Raw genomic sequence first — 20014 nt, 5'->3', positions numbered from 1 at the left:
CTACCACGAAGGATCACAGATGACTCAGACCCAAGGCCCGCTGTCCGGGCTTCGCATCGTCGAGGTCTCGAGCTTTGTCGCCGCACCCCTGTGCGGACTGACTCTCTCCCAGCTCGGCGCCGAGGTGATCCGGATCGACCCGATCGGAGGTGCCTCCGATTACAAACGCTGGCCCGTCACCGACACGGGTGAAAGCATCTACTGGACCGGACTCAACAAAGGCAAACGGTCACTGTCAGTGGACATGCGCGCCGAGCGCGGCCAAGAACTGATTCGCCAACTGGTCACGGCTCCGGGACCTGGCGGCGGAATCCTGGTCACCAATGCCGGCGGTCGCACCTGGATGAGCCACGACTCCCTGGCCCAGTTGCGTAGCGACGTCATCACCCTCGAGGTTCTCGGACGCCGCGACGGCAGCCCCGGGGTCGATTACACGGTCAACGCCGCGTTGGGATTTCCACAGATCACCGGCCCCGCCGACTACGCCGGAGTTGTCAACCACGCACTGCCCGCCTGGGACGTCGCCTGCGGGCTCTACGCCGCCCTGTCGATAACTGCCGCAGTGCGCCAACGTGACTCGACCGGACACGGCACGCAGATCACGCTGCCACTCGAAGACGTCGCATTGGCCACCGCGGGAACCCTCGGCTACCTCACCGAAGTCCAAGTGAACGGTCGCAGTCGCGAGTCCGGCGGAAACGCCGTCTACGGCACGTACGGAATCGATTTCGTCTCCAGCGACAACGAACGGTTCATGATCGTTGCACTCACTACTCGCCATTTCCGTGACCTTGCGTCGGTCACCGGCACCGCGGCGGCTGTCGACGCCGTCGAAGCTGCACTCGGAGCCGACTTCTCCACCGAAGCGGATCGCTACCGTCATCGAGAGGTACTCACTGCTCTGTTCTCACATTGGTTCCGGGAACACAGCGGCGCCGAGATCGCTGCAGCGCTGGACACATCGTCGGTTCTGTTCGAGAGGTACCGCAGTTTCGAGGAAGTGGTGAATTCCGGTGAACTGGAGAACAACCCGATGTTCTCTGCACTCGATCAGCCTCGAATCGGAAGTTATCTGGCTGCCGCGAACCCAGCCTCGTTCGACGGCGCCCACCTGAGCGCCGGACCGGCCTCCGAGGTCGGCGGCGATTCGATTGCGGTGCTCGCGGATGTCCTCGGAACCACTGCCGATCGCGCCTCGGCACTGATCGCGGACGGCATCGTCGGCGTTCCGGCGAACTGATCTACCTGGAGCATGTTTTCGGCCTCGGAACAAATGTTCCGAGGCCGAAAACATATCGAGAGTGCGTCAGAGACCAAGATCCTTCGCGATGATGGTCTTCATGACTTCACTTGTGCCACCGTAGATTCGTGTGACACGCGTGTCTGCGTAAAGACGCGCGATGGGATACTCGGTGATGTAGCCGTACCCGCCGTGCAATTGGAGGCACTTGTCGATCACTCGACCTGCCGCCTCGGTGCAGAACAGTTTCGCCTTCGCGGCGTCGGGAATCGTCAGAGTGCCGCGGTCATGACATTCGAGTGCGTTGTCGGACACCAGCTGGATGGCATCGACCTCGGTAGCACATTCGGCCAGAACGAATTTGGTGTTCTGGAATGCCGCGACGGGCTTACCGAACACCTTGCGGTCTTTGACGTAGTCGATGGCAAAGCGAAGCGCTGCACTGGCAGTGGCGGCCGCTCCGAAAGCGATGGTCAACCGCTCCTGAGCCAGGTTGTGGGTCAGATAGCTGAATCCGTCGCCCTCTTCTCCGAGCCGGTCCTCGACGGGCACCTGTACGTCGACAAACGAAAGCTCCGCAGTGTCGGAGGTCTTGAGACCGATCTTGTTGATCTTGCGCCCCACCGAGTATCCGGGCGACGACGTGTCGACCACCAGGATCGACAACCCGGTGCGTCGGTTCTCCGCTGTGCTGGGCGCGGTGCGGCACACTACCAGGACACGATCGGCAAGTACCCCGCCGGTGATGAACGTCTTGGAACCATTGACCACGTAGTGCGTACCGTCCTCCGACAGCTTGGCCGTCGTCGCGATGTTCGCCAGATCCGACCCTGTTCCCGGTTCGGTCATCGCAATCGCGAACATCAGATCGCCGGAAGCGAAGCCCGGCAACCAGCGGCTCTTCTGCTCGTCGTTCGCGTACTCGAGCAGGTAGGGCAGGATCAGGTTCGTATGCACCGACTGCGAGCCGAAAGACGCCCCGGCGGCAGCAACTTCCTCGGCGACGACGACGTTGAACTTGAGCGACTTCTCGCCGCCTCCGCCGTATTCCTCCGGCACCTGAATTCCGAGTACGCCCAGCTCTCCGAGTCGTCGGTAGAAGTCACGAGGCGGGTGACCGTCCTCTTCCCACTTCTCGTGGACCGGGGTTACTTCCTTCGCGATGAAATCGCGGACGGTAGCCCGGAATGCCTCGTGATCCTCGTTGAACACGGTGCGCTGCATGTATGAACTCCAGTCGGTCAAGGGAACAGGGTGATCCTGATCTCACCTTGCCTCAACGTCCCGTATTCGATCCAACACTCATCGGCTATGCGTCCGATAGGGCGTACCAATATGGCCTGACCTGCGATACATAGGCAACCGCTATCGTTCCGATCATCGACGCGACATTGCTCAAAGTGATCCAGAACACGTTGAATGGGTCAGCCGGCAAACACAACACCATCGATCGCTTCGAGGCCGCGCTTCGAGCACGATCGCATCCGCCCACCAGTCTCGAAGGGACGCCACGTGACCCCCATCGCGCCACAGCGTAACGACGTCCAGCCCGAAGCAACAGCAACGCCAGATTCGTCAGCAGTCCCCGTCTTCGGTACCCGCAAGCGTGCGTGGACGATGACCGGGCTCGTCGTCTTCCTCTACATCGTCAACTACGCGGACAAAGCAGTCCTCGGAATCATCGCTCAGCCCCTCGCTCGCGAGCTCGGACTGAAGTCTTCGCAAATCGGCATGGTCGGCTCGCTGTTCTTCCTGATGTTCTGCATCGGCGGATTTCTCGCCGGACCGCTCAACAAGTACCTGACCCTACGTTGGGCGCTGTTGATCCTGGCCGCAATCTGGTCCGTGGTCATGCTCCCCCTCGTTCTCGGTGCCAGCCTCGCGATGTTGATCGTCTCGCGCATGCTCCTCGGATTCGCCGAAGGCCCCAGCTCGGCGCTGATGCACACCGCCGCGTACTCGTGGCACCCGCCGGCCAAGCGCGGCCTTCCCGGTGCAATGCTCGCCGGATCCGCCTCCGTCGCGAAGATCGCCCTCGCGCCCGTACTGACCTTCATCGCCGTTCACTACGGCTGGCGCGCAGCGGTTCTCTCGCTCTCTGTCCTCGGACTCGTGTGGATGGGTTGCTGGCTGGCCGGTTGGTCCGAAGGCCCGTACACGAGCAAGGCCGTCAAGGCGACCAAGACTGCAGATACAGAAGCAACCGAGGCGACCGGGACGGCAACGAAGGCAGTCACCGAGCCCAACGTTCCGTGGCGCAAGATCCTGCTCTCCCGCACCTTCGTCAGCTGCTGCTTCCTCATCGCCACCATCTACGCACTGACCACCGTCGTTCTCACCTGGTTGCCGTCGTACTTCGAGGTCGGCCTCGGATACAGTGCGATGCAAGCCGGTTCGATGTTCGCACTGCCCTCGATCGTCGGTCTCGTCCTCATGATCACCTCCGGTTCCGTCACGGACAAGTTGATCGGCCGCGGCTTCACCTCTCGCACGGTTCGCGTCATCGTCCCCTGTGTCGGCGTTCTGATCTGCGGATCGATTCTCTTGTTCCTGCCACAGATCTCCACTCCCATCGTCGCTGTCGCCATGGTCTCGATCGGCTACGGATTCTCGGCAATCACCTTCCCGCTCATCAATGCTGCGATCTCCGAACTGTGCCCGCCGCAGCAGACTGCAGGCACCATGGGATTCTTCCTCGCCATCATGTCGATCGGTGGCCTGATTGCTCCCTACGCAACGGGAGTCATCGTGGACAACGCAGCAACCCCGGCCGACGGTTACGCCCAGTCCTTCCAGGCAATCGGCATCATCGGAGTCGTCGCCGCGGTTCTGGTCCTCGTCTTCGCCAATCCCGAGCGCGATCGCAAGCTCATCCGCGGCTGAATGCTCCACGTATAGCCATTCGCTAACAAAGCCATTCACCGAAAGACATTGCCGGGTCGACCCGCTCGTGATCGACTCGAGGTACGCCCCGACCGCACAATCGCAACACCGGGCACGAACAGCAGGAGAGATACATGCGAGATGCCGTCATCGTCGACGCAGTACGTACACCGATCGGCCGTCGAGGACGCGCCCTCTCGGAGATCCATCCGGCCGAACTGTCCGCACATGTACTGCGTGCACTCGCTGAACGGACCGGACTCGACGCGGCCACGGTCGACGACGTGATCTGGGGATGCGTCAGTCAGGTCGGCGAACAGGCCGGAAGCATCGCCCGCACAGCGGCACTCGCCGCCGGCTGGCCCGACAGCGTTCCCGGCGTCACATTGACCCGGGCCTGCGGATCGAGCCAGCAGGCTGTTTCCTTTGCTGCGGCCACCGTCATCTCCGGTCAGAACGACGTGGTCGTAGCCGGAGGCGTCGAATCGATGTCGCGAGTTCCGATGGGAACCGCCAGCAAGAACGGTGAGCATTTCCCGGCTTCGGTACTCGAACGCTACGGTGTGGACAGTTTCAGCCAGGGGACCGGCGCCGAGATGATGGCCCGGAAATGGGCACTCACCCGAACGGCCCTGGACGAATATTCCCTCCGCTCACACGAGTTCGCGGCCAGCGCCACCGATGCAGGAGCATTCACCGGGCAAATCACTCCGATCGCCGGGTTGTCCCAGGACGAAGGCATTCGGCGAGGCGGAAGTTTGGAGTCGCTCGCGAAGTTGCCCCCGGCCTTCGACGCCGACGGTGTCATCCACGCCGGCAACTCTTCTCAGATCTCCGACGGGGCGGGCGCCACACTCGTCACGACCAGCGAGTACGCCCGGGCACGCGGTTGGAAGCCGCTCGTTCGTATTCACACCGCAGTGGTCGCAGCCGACGACCCGGTCATCATGCTCACCGGTCCGATTGCCGCCACCGCAAAGGCACTGGACCGCTCCGGGTTGTCCATCGACGACATCGGCGCCTTCGAGATCAACGAGGCATTTGCCCCCGTCCCGCTTGCCTGGCAGGCTGAAACCGGCGCAGCCATCGATCGTGTGAATCCGCTCGGCGGCGCTATCGCGGTCGGCCACCCACTCGGCGGATCAGGTGCGATCTTGATGACTCGCCTGGCACATCACATGCGCGACAACGGAATTCGATACGGTCTCCAGTCGATGTGTGAGGCCGGCGGCATGGCCAATGCGACCATTCTCGAATTGATCTGACCCGACAACGCTTTCGGGCTGACACGTCATCCAGCAGGAAAGAAGAATTGATCCATGAAACTCGAGGGACTTTCCACCGCGATCACCGGCGGCGCTTCAGGTCTCGGCCTGGCAACCGCTCGACGGCTGCTCGACGCCGGAGCGCAGGTCACGTTGATCGATCTGCCTTCGTCCGACGGTAAGCAGGTGGCGGCCGATCTCGGAGCTGCCGCGCAATTCGCCCCGGCCGACGTCACCGACAGCGAACAATTCGCCGAAGCACTCGACGCGGCGCACGAGCGCGGCGGCCTTCGCGGCGTCGTCCACTGCGCGGGTGCCGGGCGTCGCATGCGCATTCTCGACAAGGACGGAAAAGCCGGATCGGTCGAAGATTTCGAGTTCGTCGTCAAACTGAATCTTGTCGGTTCGTTCAACGCACTCCGTCTCGGCGCCGAGCGGATGGCAGAACTCGATGCCGTGGACGGTGAGCGGGGTGCCATCATCATGACGGCGTCGGTCGCAGCATTCGAAGGTCAGATCGGTCAGATCAACTACACGGCGTCCAAAGCCGGCATCGTCGGTATGACGGTCACTGCTGCGCGCGATCTCGCCAGCCGCGGAATCCGCGTCAACACCATTGCTCCCGGCATCATGGACACTCCCCTGCTGGCGCGCCTGCGCGAAGACGTGCGCACGGCCCTCGAAGCCTCGGTTCCCAACCCCTCCCGGCTGGGTCGCCCGGACGAGTTCGGCCAGCTGGCCGTCTCGATGCTCGAGAACGGCTATCTCAACGGCGAAACCATCAGACTCGACGGCGCGATCCGAATGGCTCCCCGGTGACGGGCATCAGCGTGATCGCCAATCCACAACTGCGCCACAACATGCACTACCCGGACACCACCATGGCCTACTGGGCACCCAGCATGGCGGCGCTCTACGGTGATCGCCTCGCCGTCGTGGACGGCGAGCGCACGTGCACGTTCGGCGAACTCGGTCAGCGCAGTGCACAATTCGCCGGCGCACTGCGGCAGGCCGGGGTCGGCGTCGGCGACGTCGTGTTGCTACACCTCGGCAACTGCGTCGAGTTCCTCCAGGCCTACTACGGCTGCCTGCAGGCCGGGACGACCGTTACATTGGTCAATCCGCTGCAGCCAGAACTTGGACTGCGCAAGCAGATCGAGGAGACGTCCGCCGTTGCTGCGGTCACTCAGAGTTCGCAGCTGCACACACTGCTCGCGGCCTCTTCCGGAACCTCCGTACGTACGATCGTGATGGTCCAGGACACCGAGGGTGCGCTCGACACACCGGAGTCGGTCGTCGCGTTCGACGCCTTCATCGCCGATCTACCCACCGAATTCACCCCTGCCTCCGTCCGAAGCGACGACATCGCACACATCGCGTTCACCGGCGGAACCACCGGAGTATCCAAAGGTGTTCGTGTTCTTCACCGCAACGTCGTCGGCAACATCACGCAGATGTGTGGGTGGAGAACCGGGCACGAGTTGGAGGCAGGTCCTGACGGTCTCGTCACGCCTCGACGCATCGACGGCCTCGACGTGCTCGGTCCGACGCCGGGAACAGGGGCGACCATCGTGGTCTCACCTCTCTTCCACGCACATTCGTTGCTCAACACGTCGTTCCTGTTGATTTCCGGTCTCACCCAGGTATTTGCCGGTCGGTTCGAACCCGGCCGGATGCTCGAGCTGATCGAAAAGCACGAGGCCACCTATCTCACGGGGTCTCCTGCCATGTGGCATGCACTGTCGGTTCATCCCGACGCTACGGTGCGCAACACCGACAGCGTGTGCGTCGTGTCTTCGGGCGCTGCCCCGATCGACAGCGTCACGCTCGCCGCACTCCGCCGGGCATTTCCCAAAGCGCTCGTCGTCGAGGGGTACGGGCTGACCGAGGCCACCTGTGTGGTCACGGCAGCTCCGCTGATCAACGGCTCGGAATACCGGCAGAGCAGCGTCGGCCTCCCGATCTTCGACACCGAAATCCAGATTCGCGATCAGCTGGACCGGAAGACCGTTCTGGGCGAGAACGAACGCGGCGAACTGTGGGTGCGTGGGCCTCAGGTCACCGACGGCTATCTCGGACACCCGGAAACCACCGCAGAACAGTTCGTCGACGGCTGGTTGGACACGGGTGACATCGCGTACCTGGACTCGGACGGATACCTCTTCATCTGTGACCGGGCGAAGGACATGCTCATCTACAAGGGGTACAACGTCTATCCGCGTGAACTCGAAGAGATTCTGGTTTCGCACCCGGCGATCTCGACTGCCGCGGTTGTCGGCCGCGAAGTGGGGAGCAACGGCCAGGAGCCCGTAGCCTTCGTGGTGATGATTCCGGGCGCCGAGTTCGACGCCGAGCAGATCAAGGCGTTTGTCGCCGAGCAGGTGCTGCCGTACAAGAAGATTCGCGAAGTTGTCGAGGTAGAACTCCTTCCGACATCGGCTGCCGGTAAGGTCCTCAAGACCGACCTCCGCTCGAGACTTCTCGAATCCGTCGATCAGAAAGGCGGTTCCAGGTGACGACCTTCGCAGACCTGACGTCGCAACTGCGTGTCCCGGTTCTCGCTTCACCGATGTTCATCATCTCGACTCCTGACCTCGTCATCGCGCAGTGCACCGCTGGGATCATCGGGTCCTTCCCGGCACTGAATGCTCGTCCGCAGTCGGCACTTCGGGATTGGCTCAAACTGATCACCGTGGCTCGTGAGGAACATGATCGTGAGCACCCGGAGAATCCGTCGGCGCCATTTGCCGTCAACCTCATCGTCCACCGGTCCAACAACCGCCTGGAAGAGGACCTGGCGACCATCGCCGAGTTCGAGGTTCCGATCGTCATCACGTCCCTCGGCGCTCGCACCGACATCAACGACGCCGTCCACGCATACGGTGGAATCGTTCTTCACGACGTCATCGACAATCGCTTTGCACGCAAGGCGATCGAGAAGGGCGCCGACGGACTGATCGCGGTAGCTGCCGGGGCCGGTGGTCATGCCGGTAGGCAGTCGCCGTTTGCCCTGATTCGGGAAATTCGTGAGTGGTTCGCCGGTCCACTGCTGTTGTCAGGTGCCATCGCTCATGGTGATTCGATTCTCGCTGCGCTCGCGGCCGGAGCCGATTTGGCATACGTCGGATCAGCTTTCATCGCAACCGAAGAGGCTAACGCGGATCCTGCGTACAAGGAGATGATCGTGGGTTCAGGGGCCTCCGACATCGTCTATTCCAACCTGTTCACCGGAGTACACGGAAACTACCTGCGGGGCAGCATCGTTGCCGCCGGCTTGGATCCCGACAACCTAGCCGAATCCGATCCTTCCGCAATGAGTTTCGCGACCACCGACACCGATACCAAGGCGTGGCGTGACATCTGGGGCGCCGGACAGGGCATCGGAGCGATCGACGCCGTACTTCCGACGCATGCAGTAGTAGAGCGTCTCGCCGCCGAGTACGCTGCCGCTCGAGAACGCATCTGCCGACTCTAGTGCTGTGACCGGTGTTCGTCGGACAGGGATTCGTCGGACAGGTACTCGTGGATCAGGTTCACGAATACCTGTCCCACCGGCGACAACGTCGAGGGGTCGAAGGCGAGACCGTACGCACGCAGGAATCTCGGCTCGCAGGCCCGTTCCACGACCTGACCAGGCATCGATTTCGCCACCGAGCGCTCGACCAACGAACCGCCGAGCCCGGCGATGACCATCGGGAGCCGCGACTCCCGTTGCTCGGTCACCACCGCGAGTTCCGTTCTGGTACCGGCCTTTCGGATCGAATCTTCGATCGCGTCACCCATCGCTGCCCCGCGAGGAACGAATACCATGGGAATGTCCGGCATTTCCGAGAGGCGTACCGGCCCCTCGGGTAGTTCGGTTCCCGCCGGGTAGACCAGGCGGTACTCCTGCTCCCCCAATTCGACGATCTCGAGCCCTTCGCCCGCTTCGAGAGGCAGATGAGCCACCGCGAATTCACAGTGGCCGTCCCTGATGAGACTTTCCAGATTGTCCTCACGCTCGAGTTCCGAGAATCTGACTCGTGCTTGCGGATACCGTCGACAGAACTCCGCAATCAGATCGACGATCGTCCCCGAGGTCAGTGCAGGGAAAGCCATGATGTCGAGGCGACCGACGATGGCGCCATCGGATGCCGTCAACTGTTCAGCCGCCGCAGCTACGTCTCGCAAAACCTGTCGACTCGGGCCGACCAGGCTGCGACCGGCCGCACTGAGCACCATGCCGCGCCCGATGCGATGGAAAAGCCGCACTCCCAGTTCACGTTCGAGCCCGCGCAACGCTTGTGACACGGTCGGCTGAGCAACTCCCAAAGCAGCTGCGGCGCCGTTGATCCCCTTGTTTTCGACAACCGCGAGGAAGTACTCCATCTGCCGGAACTCCACAGTTCACTCCTCTTCCTTGGACGGAACGGCGGAGGTGGCCATTTCCGCAGCCGTCGCGATGAATGCGGCGGCGGCCGGGGATTGCTCGCCCGAGCGATAGACGATGCCGACGTCGCGTGTCAGCGGCGGATCGAAGGAGAAGGCGCAGACGTCTGTCATCTGCTGCTGTGCAACCCTTCTCGGCACGACGGTGGCGCCGATCCCTCGACGCACGAGTTCCCACGTGGTCACAGGGTGGACACAGTCCACGACTACGTTCTCGGCGCCTTCGCTGAGTAGACCCCGGAACTGATTCGATTGATCACCGAGATCGACCACCAACGGCAAACTGTGCAAGAGCGTTCGCGGAACCGGATCCGCCAACGGCGTTGCAAGCCGGCCGGACAACGACGCATGGGTGGCGAGTACCAACTCCTGGGCGGCAATCGGAGCCGTGACCAAACCTTCGTACCCGATACTCAGATCGGTGACGCCGACCTCGGCCGACCCTCGCCGTAACGCATTGTCGACCCCGGCCGGGCCGTACGTGTCGAGGACGCGCACGACGATCTTCGGAAAGTTGGCCCGGAATCGACGAACCAACTCGACCATCGGATCGATGGAGAACGCCGAGTACGAGACGACGTCCACCCGGCCGAACTCGAGTTCGCGAACGGCGGTCACTTTAGCCTTCGCGCGCTCGACGTCGGCAAGGATTCTCCTGGCCGCGAGATCGAAGGTGCGGCCCGCGTCGGTAAGAACCAACCGCCTACCGGTCCGATCGAACAGCGTGGCGCCGAGTCGACGCTCGAGCGTGCGAATTGCCTGTGACAGCGAGGGCTGCGAAATGTAGAGAGCCTGAGCGGCCTTCGTTATCCCACCGTGGTCGACAACAGCGACGAAGTAGGTAACGAAGTGCAGATCCACTCATCCATCATACGACCAGCGATCCGACGCTCACTCCAATCGAGTTAGCCCTGGTACGGCCCACTCTCCGGTGAAGACCGGCTCCCGCTTTTCCACGAAGGCACGAACCGCGTCGGTAGCATCCGTCGCAAAATTGACCGCTTGCGCCCTCGCCTCGTTGTCCAAGGCTTCCCGCAACGAGAGTGAGGTGTGACGTTCGAGCATGGCGGCAGACTGACTCAGTGCGGCTGGCGGACCGTCAGCGAGCCGCTGCGCAAGCTTCGACGTGTGTTCGTCCAGTTCACCCGGCTCGACCAGATAGGTCACCAGCCCGAGCTCGTAGGCTTCCTGTGCGTCGATCGTCTCGGCGAGCATCACCAGTCGCTTCGCTTGCTGGAGGCCGACCAGTCTCGGCAGGATCCACGAACCACCGAAGTCGACAGACAACCCCCGTTTGGCAAAGATCTGGCTGAACTTCGCGCCCTTGGCTGCCACGACGAAGTCGCAGAGCAACGCCATGTTCCATCCGGCTCCGACGGCAAACCCGTCGACCTTCGCCACCAGAGGCTTGGGAAACTCACCCAGTGCGATGGCCGTTGCGTTGATGACACGCATGCGATCGAGAGGGTGCGACGAGCCGCGTTTGTCCAGATCGGAGCCCGCACAGAAGGTCCCGTCCGCGCCGGTCAGGATCACAGAGCGAATCTGCGAATCCTCTTGAAGTTCGAGGACTGCTTCACGTAGTGCGATCCAGGCGTCGAGATCGAGAGCGTTGCGGCGGTGCGGCCGACAGAGAACAATCGTCGCGACAGCACCGTCACGTTCGATGCTTACGGCCGCGCGCTCGATCGTCTCGGCACTCATGAGCCACTCCACACGGGAGAGCGCTTCTCGGCAAACGCCGTTGCACCTTCCTTGGCGTCACGTGAGGTGAAGACCGGATCGATGAATTCGCGTTGCGCGACAAAGGCATCCGGATCGGTGTACTTGGCGGACATTGCCAGTACCTGCTTGGTCGCGCGAACAGCCAGTGGACCGTTTGCCGCTACTCGGGCCGCAAGCTCGCGTGCGACGGTCAGCGCCTGTCCAGGTTCGGCGAGCCGATTGACCAAGCCGTGATGATGCGCCACGGTGGCACTGAGCGGATCCCCGGTGATCGCGATTTCCATGGCCAACTGGTACGGGAGGATCTTGGGCAGACGCAGAAGGCCACCGGCGGCCGCGGCAAGTCCCCGCTTCACTTCGGGCAAGCCGAATTTCGCGTCGGTGGACGCCACGATCAGATCGGCTGCCAACGCCAGTTCGCACCCGCCGGCGAGGGCCCACCCCTCGACGGCTGCGATCAGCGGCTTCGACGGCGGCGCTTCAGTCAGGCCGGCGAACCCACGACCCGGCAGCGATGGCCGTTCCCCGCGCGCAAATCCCTTGAGATCCATACCGGCGCAGAAGGTTCCACCAGCTCCGGTCAGAATGCCGATGGTGAGATCGGACCGTTCCTCGAACTCGTCGATCGCGGCTGCGAGTGCCTTTGCGAGTTCCAGGTTGACCGCATTCTTGGCCTCGGGACGATTGAGGGTGATGACGGCAACGCCGTCGGCGAAGTCGGTGAGCACGACGCTCATGTTCGGTTCCTACTTCCGTGATGAGATTCTTGAAAGGTCACTGCGCGCGAATGCTCCAGCGCACGGGTGTGCCGCCGGACGGTGTCACGATCTCCCGCTTGGCCAAAACAACGAGATGAGCATGGGTTTCGCGGACTGCCAAGCGAAGTAGTCGCGGCGACATCTGTTCGAACGGGCGAGACCAGGAGATCGTGCGTGAGAGTTCCCAGGCCGTGGATTCGGGCTCATCCTGCACCGCAGCCACGATCTCCGCCAATCGCTCCTCGTGGTGCCCCATCAATTGACGTGCACGATCGGCGATCCCACGGAATCGATATTCATGTGCCGGAAGCACTTCGCATTCGCCCAGTGTTGTCGTCGCCTCGAGCGAGAGAAGATAACGATGAAGCGGGTTCTCGAGTTCACCGGGAATCGTGGAGATGTTCGGGCTGATCCTCGGCAGCATGTGATCGCCGCTGAACAACAAGCCTCTGTCCTCTTCCACGAAGCAGAGATGTCCGGGAGTGTGCCCCGGTGTCCACTGGGCCCGGAGATTCCACCCGGGAAGATCGAGTGAATCACCATCTCCCAGAACAATGTCGATGGTTTCGTGCTCGGCGAACCGCACCAGGTCGACCCGAGACGCGTCGAGCACTTCGGCCGGTGCGCCGAGTTCGGACAATTGCAGGTTCCAGCCACTGATGTCGTCGCGGGTCTGCTCGGGACCGTGGTATCCGAGGAGCGTCGCGTCGGCCACGTGCATCGCAAGCGTTGCGCCGCTGACCTGCCGAAGACGCGGCGCCAGACCGAAGTGATCGGGATGCAGGTGCGTGATTGCCGCATAGCGCACTTCGGAAACGTGGTATCCGATCGATGCTATGCCGTCGACGAGAGCCTGCCACGACTGTTCGTGATCCCAACCGACGTCGATGAGGGCAAGTCCGTCGTCGAGCGCGAGTGCGTAGACGAGCACGTAACGCAAAGGGTTGTCCGGCATGGGAACAGGGATCGACCACAGTCCGTCCCGCACCTGTTCGACCGGTGGAAGGACTTTGTTCGCCCACGCCTCACGTTGTGCGACACCGACGTCTTCGGTCACGATCATGATGCTTCTCCGCTCGCGTTCAGCATGGTCCGCAGGCTCGACTTGAGCAGTTTCCCGCTCGCGTTGCGAGGCAAGGAGTCCACGAAATGGATCTGGCGAGGTTTCTTGTACGACGCCAACTTCGCTGTGCTGAACGCGATCAACTCGTCGACGCTCGGCACGTCGGCACCGTCGACCAGTTTGACCACCGCGGTGACGGATTCACCCCAGCGCTTGTCCGGAACCCCGACCACCGCGACCTCGGCAACCGAGGGGTGTTCGGCCAGAATGGATTCCACCTCGATCGGATAGACGTTCTCACCGCCGGTGATGATCATGTCCTTGAGGCGGTCGGTGACGAACAGATACCCCTCGTCGTCCAGATGGCCGGCGTCCCCCGTTCGGAGAAAGCCGTCCTGAGTGAACAATTCCGCGGTCTCTCGGTCACGTCGCCAGTACCCGCGAGTGTTGTTTCTGCTGCGTGCAACGATCTCACCGGATTTGTTGGGCGGCAATACCTCACCAGTTGTGACGTCTCGAATGGAGATCTCGACGCCGATCATCGGTTTTCCCGCAGAGCGGAGCAACTCCGAACGCGGACCGCTCACATGATGGTCGAAGGCACGAAGGACGGATACCGAACCAGTTGTCTCGGTCATCCCGTATCGCTGGACGAATTTGCAGTTCAAGACAGTCATCGCATGAGCGAGGAGTGCCGGAGTGATCGGCGACGCCCCATAGGCGACCACCTCCAGGCTGGTCAGATCGAAACTGTCGAGAGTGGGCAGATCTACCAGCGTCTGAATGACGGCAGGCACCAGAAATGCGTGGGTGACGTGGTGAGTCGCGATGGCATCAGCGACCCGAGTCGGCGCCATGTCTCCGAGCAGCACCAATGGCACTCCGGCCGACAAGCACGTACTCATCCAGCCGGCGCCGGCGATGTGAAAGAGGGGAAGTGCGTCGAGTGCGACTGCATTCGAACCGAATTCGTAGACATCGAACCCCTCGGGCTCGTTGTACAGATTCCAGTGCGTGGCCACGACGCCCTTGGGCCGGCCGGTTGTCCCGGAGGTGTACAGCTGCAGAACTGCTGCGTCCGGATCGTGCCCCTGTCCGGGGTCGACGCCGTTCCCGGAGGCCACGAACTCCGCCCAGGTTCGCGAATCCGGCAGGCCCCCTGCAGCTCCCACGGTTATGACCTCGATCTCCGGCAACGCTGCGGACATCGCCGCCGCCCCCGCGGCGAACTCGTCATCGACGATCAAGACGTCGAGCTCCGCGTCCTCGGCGATGTCGACGAGTTCGAGTGGGTTGAGCCGCCAGTTCAACGGGATGAACACAGCGCCTGCCTTCGCACACGCGATGAAGGTTTCCGCACCTTCGAGCCCCATCCGCAGTAGCGCACCGACGCGAGCACCGGCTGCGGTCACTTCTGCCAGCGCGCTCGCCAAGGTACTGGTTTCGCCATCCAGCTCAGCCCATGTCAAAGTTCGGTCGCCGCACGTGATCGCCGGTTCGGACGGCCGTGTCGACGCCGAGTGGCGTATCCGGTTGGGTAGGTGAAGCTCGCTCACATCACGCTCCTGTGTTCCAGGTACTCACCGAGCACGAACCGCGGTCGGTGGTACTGGAACAGTCGACCATCGCTATGGCCTGCGCCACAAAGACGAGAAGGCGCACAGAGCCATAGCTGAGACCTATGTCTGCAGGTCGCAGCAAGTCACCGCCGCCAAGGTCCGGTCATCTGGGAGAATTTGCCAGATGCAGGCACCCGGGATGGACATACGCAGCGCGCAGTATCTCGTCGCCGTCGTCGATCACGGCAGCGTCACCGCCGCCGCGGACGTCCTGCGTATCTCGCAACCGTCACTCTCGCAGGCCGTACGCAACCTCGAACGAGCACTCGGAGCCACACTCTTCGAGCGCACCACTCGCGGTCTGGCTCCCACCACAGTCGGACTGGCAATTACCGATTCTGCACGTGCGCTGCTCGCCGACGTTGCTCGGGCCGAAGCCGCGGTGGCCGCAGTAACCGCTTTGCGCGCCGGCGAACTCGCCATAGCTGTTCAGTCCGATCTTGCCATCGACCCTGTTGCAGAGGTCGCCGGACGCCTCCATCTGACGGCGCCCGGAATTCGGTTCTCCACGAACGCCGTCCCGAACGCACAGGACGTGCGCGCGCTGGTCAGAGCAGGTACGTGTGAACTCGGGTTTCTCGAGACCCACCCGAGTACCGATGTCTCCGACGGGCTTCGAGAAATTGCCGTGAGTACCCAGGAAACGGTCTTGTCGATCCCCGTTCGCCTGGCCACAGACCTACCCGATCCGGTTCCGCGCGCCGTGGTTGCGCGCCTGCCGATGGTGGTCGAGGCATCGACATTTCGGCGCGGGCATTCGATCGACGGCGATCTGGAGCTCACCAACGTCGTCGTGGAAGTACCTGATCGCCTTGCCGTCCGGGAAATGGTCGGGCAAGGTGTAGGCGCCGCGCTGCTGCCCAGATCGATCGCCGAACAAGACTCCCCAGCATCTGAGGTTCGCTCGCTTTTCCCGCCGATCACGCGGCAGACGATCTTGGTCTACCGCGACGGCCCGCTCTCGCCGGCCGGGTCTGCGTACATCGAGAACGTCTCCACACGTCACAAGCCGTCCACGAACAGCCTGCCCAACGGCGAGAGCGTCTCCGGATCGAACTCGATGCCGTAATTCAGTGAGATTGCGGGCTCCACCGGAAATATCTCCGCGCCGGACGCGACCGATCTCTCGGCCAACGAACGCTCCATGAATGCCATACCCAAACCCGCAAAGACGAACGCGCCGACGGTCTCCCGCTGCGCCAACTCCGTCGACATCCGAGTCCGGGCCCCGGCGGCCTGCAGAGACGACTCGATGGCAAGCCGAGCCCGCGAGTGTTTGAGCACACCCACCACGGGGAGATCGGGCAATGCCGTCAATGACACCGGCTCTCCCGCAGCGGGTTTCACACCATTCGGCCAGACGTCAGGATGAACCCCCGACGGCACTGCCAGCCAGTATTCGTTCACCCCGATCACTTTCGTGGACAGCGCCGACATGTCGGGTGGCCAATAGCTGAAGACCACCTCGCATGCGCCGTCTGCCAACACCTGCTCAGACGTTGCGCCCTGCGGCAGTTCACCGACCCGAACGGTCACAGCAGGCCACCGCTCACGAAAGTCCGCCACGATGCGTGCGATCGGACCTTCGAGACCATGTGCCGCGGAGCAGATGTCGAGCCGCCCACGAGGCTCGTCGGCCGTCCCGGTCGCGACATTGAATGCGGCCGCACTGCTGCGCATCATCTGCCGCGCCGGCCCTACCAACGCCCGACCTGCCGCCGTCAGAACCAAACCGCGACCGACACGGTGAAACAGTTCGACTCCGAGTTCACGCTCGAGACCACGAATACCCTGCGACAACGACGGCTTGGTGACCGACAGATTCTGCGCAGCCGTTGACAAGGACTCCCCACCGGCAACGGCAAGGAAGTACTCGATCTGACGTAGGTCCACGCCATCGACTTTGCCATAAGCGCAGCCGACAGTACCGCCGGCAAGCGCAGACGGTGTTCACGCACGCTTCACTAGTCGGACATACAGGACACACCTTTTTCTACCCGGCGCCACCTAGCGTAATTGGTCCAGACCAATTACGGATGGGTCTGAACCACCGCGTCGAAGACAAGGAATCCTCGTGAGACGTACGACCATCGCGATAGCAGCCGTGACCGCGGCTCTCGCCCTTCCCGGCATCGCCCCCGCCGAATCCCAAGCCGAACCCAGCTGGGGCAGTTCGTCCTTCGAATGGGGTAGCTCTTCGGGCGAGAACAACACGCCGCCCGCAGCGCCCGGCGTCAGCGTCCCCGGCGGACGGTACGAGCACCCTGTCGATCTGACCTTCACCGCCGAGCGCGGCGCCACTGTCCGCTACACCTTGGACGGAACGACACCCACCACCGACAGCCAAGCTGCCACACCGGGACGTCCGCTGCAGATCGCACAGGACACCAACGTCACTGTCGCCGCTTTCCGCGGCGATCACGCGAGCGCGGCCGTCTCGTTCGGCTACCTGATCAAGACCTCGGAGAAGCCGCTGGCTCAGGTCGTCGTAATGTCCGACGTCCACGTCGGCGACCACGCGAACAACGACAAGAAGTACGAAAGCTTTTTCGACACAATCGGTTCCATCTTCCCGAAACCCGACGCGATCCTCTCCAACGGCGACATGATCAACGACAACGGAGACGGCAAGGGGCCTGACCACAAGATCGTCGCAGAAATCTTCCAGGCAAACCTCGCCAGGAAGGGCATGAACGACACACAACTCCTGATCTCCAACGGCAATCACGATGCAAGTCTCGCGGCAATCAGAGCCGGATATCCGGCGGAGTGGTTCCCGGATTCCGGTGGCGGATACTACGAATCCGATGTCAGCGGTGTCCATCTCTTCACGGTCAACACCGAGACATACAACAATGATTCAGCGCAACGTAATTGGCTGAAGTCCCGCCTGACCGAAATCACCGCGGAGTCCGGGAACCTGACCAAGCCGATCCTGGTCCAGGGACACCGGCCGGCAAGCAACACAGCCATGGACGGCCAGCAGGCGTCGAACCCTCGACTGACCGAAGACTTGAGCGCCTTCCCTCAGGCAATCTTCTTCTCCGGGCACTCACATCTGAACAACAACGACGACCGGTCGATCCATCAGCGCGACTTCACGTCGGTCAACGACGGCTCGATGTCGTACATCGAAATCGATCACGGCTACCAGATGGTGACCGAGTCCGGTCTCGCGAACCGTTTCGAATCACCCACTGCCCAAGCGCTCTTCGTGGAGGTCTACCAGGACCGCACGGAAATCAACCGCATCAACATGGCGGCAGACAAGCACGACATCTACACCGGAGGCGCGTGGTCAGCCAACTGGCAGCCGCCGTACTCGAGCGCGGGCACGCTGAGCGGTTCGGGGTGGACGGTCGAGCTCGACGGGTCGACCAACCAGCAGATCAAGGACAACTTCCGCTACACCTCGGGCGCACGGAACACGCACGCGCCGGAGTTCACCTCGAGCACTCCGCTCTCGGTGACGACCGGCGAAAACGGTGCGACCGCACTGAGGATCGCGCAGGCCAAGGACGATCAGATGGTGCACCACTACGCCGTCGAGGTCACGGACACAGCCACCGGAGCGAAGGTGGTCTCGTCGAAGGTGCTCTCGGACTTCTACTTCATGCCGCGGCCGAACAGCCTCGACATTCCGATTCCCGATGCCGCAGCGGGCACCGCATACGAAGCCCGCGTCGAAGCCGTTGACGCATACGGCAACCGGTCACCGGTGACAACCCTGGCCTTCACCCGCTGACCAGACACGACAAAGCGGCACCGCGCATGTTCGCGGTGCCGCTTCTCGGCTCAGTTGTAGGTGCGCAACAAGCCCTTGCTGATGATCTGCTTCTGGATGTCGCTGGTGCCTTCACCGATCAGAAGGAACGGCGCCTCACGCATCAACCGCTCGATCTCGTATTCCTTGGAGTAGCCGTATCCACCATGGATACGGAAGCTGTCCTGCGTGACCTCCGAGCAGAATTCACTCGCCAGATACTTCGCCATACCCGCGGCGACGTCGTTGCGCTCACCCGAGTCCTTGAGCCTGGCAGCGTTGACCATCATCAGATGTGCCGCTTCGACTTTGGTGCCCATTTCGGCGATCCGGAACGCGATGGCCTGATGCTCGGCGATCGGCTTGCCGAACGTCTCGCGCTGCTTGGCGTAGGTGACAGCCAGTTCGAAAGCGCGCTGGGCGATTCCGCACGCACGCGCGGCGACGTTGACCCGGCCGACCTCGACGCCGTCCATCATGTGCCGAAATCCCAAGCCGGGAGTGCCACCGAGAACCTCTTCGGCTCCGATCTCGAAGCCGTCGAAAATCATCTCCGTGGTGTCGATTCCCTTGTAGCCCATCTTCTCGAGCTTGCCCGGAATGGTCAGGCCCGGGAGTACCTCGCCGAAACCTGCGGGCTTCTCGATCAATATCGTCGTCAGATTGTTGTGCGGCTTCTCCGCGCCCTCGTCCGACTTGACGAGGACTGCCACCAACGTCGACGAACCACCGTTGGTCAGCCACATCTTCTGGCCGGTGATCACGTAATCGCCGGACTCCGTACGCTTCGCCTTGGTCGATATGGCAGCAACATCGGAACCCAGGGCCGGTTCCGACATGGAAAATGCGCCGGTGAGTTCCCCGGACGCCAGACGTGGCAGGTACTTCGCCTTCTGTTCCGGCGTCCCGTGCGCGGAGATCATGTGAGCCACGATGAAATGCGTGTTGATGACGCCGGACACGCTCATCCATCCACGGGCCAGCTCTTCGACGCACAGCGCGTAGGTGAGCAATGATTCGCCGATACCCCCGTACTCGGGGTCGATGGTCAGTCCGAACAGACCCATGTCCTTCATCTGCTTGACGATGTCGGTCGGGTACGTATCTGAGTGTTCGAGCTCCTGCGCCGCGGGGATGACCACACGATCGACGAACTCGCGTACCGCCCCGACGATGTCGCTCTGGGTCTCGGTCAATCCCGCCGTCTGCGCCAAACGAGTCACTGTTCCACCTGTCTGTCGGTACTTCGTGCTCTCCTGTCGACGAAACT

Annotated in this window: 17 protein-coding genes; 8 read left to right on the top strand and 9 right to left on the bottom strand. The window is 62.4% G+C overall.

The features are described 5' to 3' along the window. Window positions 1-19 precede the first annotated feature (19 nt). Window positions 20-1240 carry a CoA transferase gene (locus AC2ETI_RS21445; protein ID WP_483634367.1) on the top strand — a complete coding sequence of 407 codons (1221 nt, stop codon included), beginning with the start codon at window positions 20-22 and terminating at the stop codon, window positions 1238-1240. Between the two features lie 66 nt (window positions 1241-1306). Here AC2ETI_RS21445 and AC2ETI_RS21440 read toward each other — a convergent pair whose 3' ends face one another. After that, on the bottom strand, window positions 1307-2464 hold the full coding sequence (locus tag AC2ETI_RS21440) for an acyl-CoA dehydrogenase family protein (protein WP_020970861.1): 1158 nt from the start codon (window positions 2462-2464) through the stop codon (window positions 1307-1309). A 195-nt stretch (window positions 2465-2659) separates the two neighbouring features. Between AC2ETI_RS21440 and AC2ETI_RS21435 the strand changes: the two genes are divergently transcribed. The 5 genes from AC2ETI_RS21435 to AC2ETI_RS21415 all read left to right on the top strand — a co-directional run bounded on the left by AC2ETI_RS21435 (window position 2660) and on the right by AC2ETI_RS21415 (window position 8863). After that, window positions 2660-4123: an MFS transporter gene (locus tag AC2ETI_RS21435; RefSeq protein ID WP_019745400.1), complete on the top strand. Its 1464-nt coding sequence runs from the start codon at window positions 2660-2662 to the stop codon at window positions 4121-4123. A gap of 134 nt (window positions 4124-4257) precedes the next feature. After that, complete coding sequence (locus AC2ETI_RS21430) at window positions 4258-5388, top strand: thiolase family protein (protein ID WP_021345610.1); 1131 nt, start codon at window positions 4258-4260, stop codon at window positions 5386-5388. Between the two features lie 54 nt (window positions 5389-5442). Then, complete coding sequence (locus tag AC2ETI_RS21425; RefSeq protein ID WP_007729494.1) at window positions 5443-6207, top strand: SDR family NAD(P)-dependent oxidoreductase; 765 nt, start codon at window positions 5443-5445, stop codon at window positions 6205-6207. A 41-nt stretch (window positions 6208-6248) separates the two neighbouring features. Beyond that, on the top strand, window positions 6249-7904 hold the full coding sequence (locus tag AC2ETI_RS21420; protein WP_269577148.1) for a class I adenylate-forming enzyme family protein: 1656 nt from the start codon (window positions 6249-6251) through the stop codon (window positions 7902-7904). A gap of 53 nt (window positions 7905-7957) precedes the next feature. After that, a complete protein-coding gene (locus AC2ETI_RS21415; RefSeq protein WP_153211945.1) occupies window positions 7958-8863 on the top strand; it encodes an NAD(P)H-dependent flavin oxidoreductase in 906 nt (301 codons plus the stop codon). Here AC2ETI_RS21415 and AC2ETI_RS21410 read toward each other — a convergent pair. From AC2ETI_RS21410 to AC2ETI_RS21385, 6 genes are read right to left on the bottom strand one after another with little or no spacing between them, the layout of a single operon-like run. Continuing rightward, the gene (locus AC2ETI_RS21410) at window positions 8860-9771 is read right to left on the bottom strand and encodes a LysR family transcriptional regulator (RefSeq protein ID WP_021331933.1); all 912 of its coding nucleotides are present in this window, start codon (window positions 9769-9771) and stop codon (window positions 8860-8862) included. The genes AC2ETI_RS21415 and AC2ETI_RS21410 overlap by 4 nt on opposite strands. A gap of 3 nt (window positions 9772-9774) precedes the next feature. Then, a complete protein-coding gene (locus tag AC2ETI_RS21405; RefSeq protein ID WP_019745405.1) occupies window positions 9775-10677 on the bottom strand; it encodes a LysR family transcriptional regulator in 903 nt (300 codons plus the stop codon). 30 nt (window positions 10678-10707) lie between these two features. Beyond that, window positions 10708-11520, bottom strand: a complete 813-nt coding sequence (locus AC2ETI_RS21400; protein WP_047888317.1) for an enoyl-CoA hydratase/isomerase family protein — start codon at window positions 11518-11520, stop codon at window positions 10708-10710. Next, window positions 11517-12278, bottom strand: coding sequence for a crotonase/enoyl-CoA hydratase family protein (locus tag AC2ETI_RS21395; RefSeq protein ID WP_020970867.1), 762 nt, complete (start codon window positions 12276-12278; stop codon window positions 11517-11519). The genes AC2ETI_RS21400 and AC2ETI_RS21395 overlap by 4 nt, the downstream gene beginning before the upstream one ends. A gap of 37 nt (window positions 12279-12315) precedes the next feature. Beyond that, a complete protein-coding gene (locus AC2ETI_RS21390; protein WP_003940131.1) occupies window positions 12316-13362 on the bottom strand; it encodes an MBL fold metallo-hydrolase in 1047 nt (348 codons plus the stop codon). Further along, window positions 13359-14918, bottom strand: coding sequence for an AMP-binding protein (locus AC2ETI_RS21385; protein ID WP_483634366.1), 1560 nt, complete (start codon window positions 14916-14918; stop codon window positions 13359-13361). The genes AC2ETI_RS21390 and AC2ETI_RS21385 overlap by 4 nt, the downstream gene beginning before the upstream one ends. 187 nt (window positions 14919-15105) lie before the next feature. On the opposite strand from AC2ETI_RS21385, the gene AC2ETI_RS21380 reads away from it, so the two are divergent. After that, window positions 15106-16050 (top strand): LysR family transcriptional regulator, encoded by a 945-nt coding sequence (locus AC2ETI_RS21380; RefSeq protein ID WP_020970869.1) that lies wholly within the window; start codon window positions 15106-15108, stop codon window positions 16048-16050. Here the strand turns inward: AC2ETI_RS21380 and AC2ETI_RS21375 are convergent. Next, the gene (locus tag AC2ETI_RS21375) at window positions 15984-16874 is read right to left on the bottom strand and encodes a LysR family transcriptional regulator (RefSeq protein WP_020970870.1); all 891 of its coding nucleotides are present in this window, start codon (window positions 16872-16874) and stop codon (window positions 15984-15986) included. The two genes, AC2ETI_RS21380 and AC2ETI_RS21375, sit on opposite strands and share 67 nt — an antisense overlap. Before the next feature lie 181 nt (window positions 16875-17055). Between AC2ETI_RS21375 and AC2ETI_RS21370 the strand changes: the two genes are divergently transcribed. Continuing rightward, window positions 17056-18726 carry a chitobiase/beta-hexosaminidase C-terminal domain-containing protein gene (locus AC2ETI_RS21370; RefSeq protein ID WP_483634365.1) on the top strand — a complete coding sequence of 557 codons (1671 nt, stop codon included), beginning with the start codon at window positions 17056-17058 and terminating at the stop codon, window positions 18724-18726. Between the two features lie 50 nt (window positions 18727-18776). Here AC2ETI_RS21370 and AC2ETI_RS21365 read toward each other — a convergent pair whose 3' ends face one another. Next, window positions 18777-19967, bottom strand: a complete 1191-nt coding sequence (locus AC2ETI_RS21365) for an acyl-CoA dehydrogenase family protein (protein ID WP_279217819.1) — start codon at window positions 19965-19967, stop codon at window positions 18777-18779. Window positions 19968-20014: the final 47 nt, after the last annotated feature.

This window comes from Rhodococcus sp. MurmanLake-1 (genome assembly GCF_056945715.1).
The sequence above is the reverse complement of the archived record's forward strand: the minus strand, read 5'-3'. Positions and strand labels throughout refer to the sequence as shown.